Origin of the sequence: Streptomyces calidiresistens (assembly GCF_014141525.1) — a bacterium.
GTDB classification, from domain to species: Bacteria; Actinomycetota; Actinomycetes; order Streptomycetales; family Streptomycetaceae; genus Streptomyces; species Streptomyces calidiresistens.
Map to the genome: position 1 here is coordinate 1 of NZ_VKHS01000658.1, position 3132 is coordinate 3132.

Below are 3132 nucleotides of genomic sequence, written 5' to 3' on the forward strand. Positions count from 1 at the left end.
GACCCCGGTCCCGGCGCGCCCCGCCGACCCGGGCGACGCCCCCGCCGCCGACCGCCGTTACCGCGGCCCCGACAGCGCCCGGGCCGCCGAGCGCGCCCGCCAGGCCCGGATGGCCGTGGTCGGCCCCGTCACCGAGCGCTGGGCGCCCGAACAGGCCGGCCCGGTGTACGAGCACTGGCGGCTCGCCCCGCCCGTCGGGCCCGCCGCCGACCTGTGGGCGCTGGGCGCCCTGCTCTTCCGCGCCGTCCAGGGCCACCCGCCCTACCCGGAGGACAACGTCCTGGAGCTGGTCCAGGCGGTGGTCTCCGAACAGCCCGCCTTCGCCGAGGAGTGCGGCGCCCTGCGCCCGGTGGTGGACTCCTTGTTGCGCCAGGACCCCACCGAGCGCCCCCATCCCGAGGAGGTCCGCGGCTGGCTGCGATCGATCATCCGCTCGGCGCCCGAGCCCGACGTGGGCCGCCGCACGGTCACCGCCCCGCCCATGCTGGAGGCCGGGGCGCCCGCCGACCCCCGCCGGCTGCCGGTGGTGCGCCGGCGCGGCGAGCTGGTGTCCCGCCGCAAACGGCCCGACGCCTCCCCCAACCGCCTGGGGTGGCTGCTGCTCCTGCTGGTGCTGCTGCTGTGCGGGTTGGCGGTGGCGCTGGCCGCGTTCCTGCTGCCGGGTTCGGACGAGGACGGCGCGGGTCCCGGCACCGATCCGACCCCGACCGAACCGCCGGTCGATCCCACCGGGGCCGGCAGCCCCGGCCCGCAGGAGCCCACCGACCCCGGGGAGACCGGCGAGGACGGCGGCGGGACGGGCGCCCCCGACCCCGGGGACACCGGCGAGGGGACGGCCGCGCCCGACCCCACTCCCGGCACCGAGCCCACCGCGGGCCCCGGCGCCCCCGGCGGCTACTCGCTGGCGCAGGACCCGGCCGGCTTCGCCATCGCCGTCCCGGACGGCTGGCAGCGCCGCGAGGACGGCGGCGACGTGGTCCGCTACGTCGGCGACGGCCTGGAACTGGTGGTGGTCGTCGGCCGGGACGACACCGGCGAATTCGGCGACGACCCGATGGCCTACCAGTTGCAGTCCCAGCCGGAGCTGCGCGAGTACCGCGACTCGGCGTGGAAGTCCTCCGGCAGCCTGCGCACCACCCGGGTGGGCAACATCCTGATGGCCGAGGGCGGCTTCACCTGGGACCGCTCCGGCATGCGGTACGCGCAGAACCGGGTGCTGCTGATCGACGACCGGTACCACGTGGTGATGGTGCGCGGGCCGGAGAGTTCCCGGGACGAGATCGCCGGGGTGCACGCGACCGTCGCCGACACCTACGCCCGGCGGGGATGACCGCCCGACCCATCCGGGCACCGGCCGCGCCGCGTCCCCGCCGGACCGGTCCCGCCGGTCGGGGCGCGCGGCGCCCGGCCGAAGACGACGAGGACGCCGAAGACGCCGAGGGTGCCGGCGATCGCCGGCACCCTCGGCGAAAAACGGTTACCAACGGGTAGGCAGTGCGGGCCCGTCGGCCTACCCTCGCGTCATGACGATCGAATCGGTCCCGGCCCGTCCCCGCCCCGTCGTCGCGACGGTCGATCCCACCCTGGTGCGCCGGCTCACCGCCGACGTCATCGGCAGCGAGAGCACCTGCTGCCACACCCCCTTCACCGGCGAACGGCTGGCCGACCTCCCCGCCGCCACCGTCGAGGAGGTGACCGTCGCCCGCGACCGGGCGCGCACCGCGCAGGCCGCCTGGGCCGCCCGATCCCCCCGCGAGCGCGCCGCCGTGCTGCTGCGCTTCCACGACCTGCTGCTGAACCGCCAGGACGAGGTGCTCGACCTCGTCCAACTGGAGACCGGCAAGTCCCGCCTGCACGCCCACGAGGAGGTCCAGTCGGTCGCCCTGGCCGCCCGCCACTACGGCCGGCGCGCCCCCGCCCACCTGCGGCCCCGTCGCCACAGCGGGGCCGTACCCGGGCTGACCACCGCGGTGGAGCACCGCCGGCCGCGCGGCGTCGTCGGGATCATCGCCCCCTGGAACTACCCCCTGGAGCTCACGGTCGGGGACGCCCTGCCCGCGCTGGTCGCCGGCAACGCCGTGCTGATGAAGCCCGACACCGAGACCGCCCTCACCGCCCTGTGGGCCCGCCGCCTGCTGATCGAGGCCGGGCTGCCCCCGGCGGTGTGGCAGATCGTCCTCGGCACCGGCCCGGTCGTCGGCCCGGCCGTGATCGCCGTCGTGGACCACCTCTCCTTCACCGGCTCCACCCGCACCGGCCGACAGGTCGCCCGGGCCGCCGGCGACCGCCTGATCGGCGTGGACCTCGAACTCGGCGGCAAGAATCCGATGCTCGTCCTCGACGACGCCGACCCCGACCGGGCCGCCGAGGGCGCCGTGCGGGCCTGCTTCACCTCCGCCGGCCAACTGTGCGTCTCCATCGAGCGCCTGCTGGTCCACGAGCGGATCGCCGACGCCTTCCTCGACCGCTTCCTCGCCCGCACCGCCGCCCTGCGGATGGGCCCGGGCCTGGACTGGGACATCGACCTCGGTTCGCTCTCCTCCCGCGCCCAACTCGACGTGGTCACCCGGCACGTCACCGACGCCGTCGCCGGCGGCGCCCGGATCCTCACCGGCGGTCGGCCCCGTCCCGACCTCGGGCCCTGGTTCCACGAGCCCACCGTCCTGGAGGGCGTCACCCCCGGGATGGAGATGCACGCCGAGGAGACCTTCGGGCCGGTCGTCGCCGTCCACCGCTTCGCCGACGACGAGGAGGCGCTGCGCCTGGCCGATGCCGGCCCCTACGGTCTGAACGCCTCGGTGTGGAGCCGCGACATCTGCCGCGCCGGGGCCATCGCCGCCCGCCTGCGCACCGGCACCGTCAACATCAACGAGGGCTACGGCGCCGCCTACGGCAGCGTCCGTGCCCCCATGGGTGGCATGGGCGACTCCGGGATCGGCCGCCGGCACGGCGCCGAGGGCCTCCTGCGCTTCACCGAGGCCCAGACCGTGGCCCGGCAGCGCCTGCTGCCGTTGGGACCCGCCCTCGGCATGGACAACCGCGCCCACGCCGCCCTGATGACCCGCGCGCTGCGGGTGATGAAGCGGATCGGCATGAGCTGATCCCTCCCCGCCCGCTCTTCCGCCCCTTTCC

General features: G+C 76.4%; 2 protein-coding genes. Both read left to right on the forward strand.

Features of this window, described 5'->3' with window-relative positions; all coding sequences use genetic code 11:
* On the forward strand, window positions 1–1330 hold a 1330-nt coding region (locus tag FOE67_RS21075), incomplete at its 5' end, for a serine/threonine kinase C-terminal domain-containing protein (protein ID WP_498370710.1).
* 193 nt (window positions 1331–1523) lie between these two features.
* Window positions 1524–3101 carry a succinic semialdehyde dehydrogenase gene (locus FOE67_RS21080; protein WP_182666415.1) on the forward strand — a complete coding sequence of 526 codons (1578 nt, stop codon included), beginning with the start codon at window positions 1524–1526 and terminating at the stop codon, window positions 3099–3101.
* The last annotated feature ends 31 nt before the right edge of the window (window positions 3102–3132 follow it).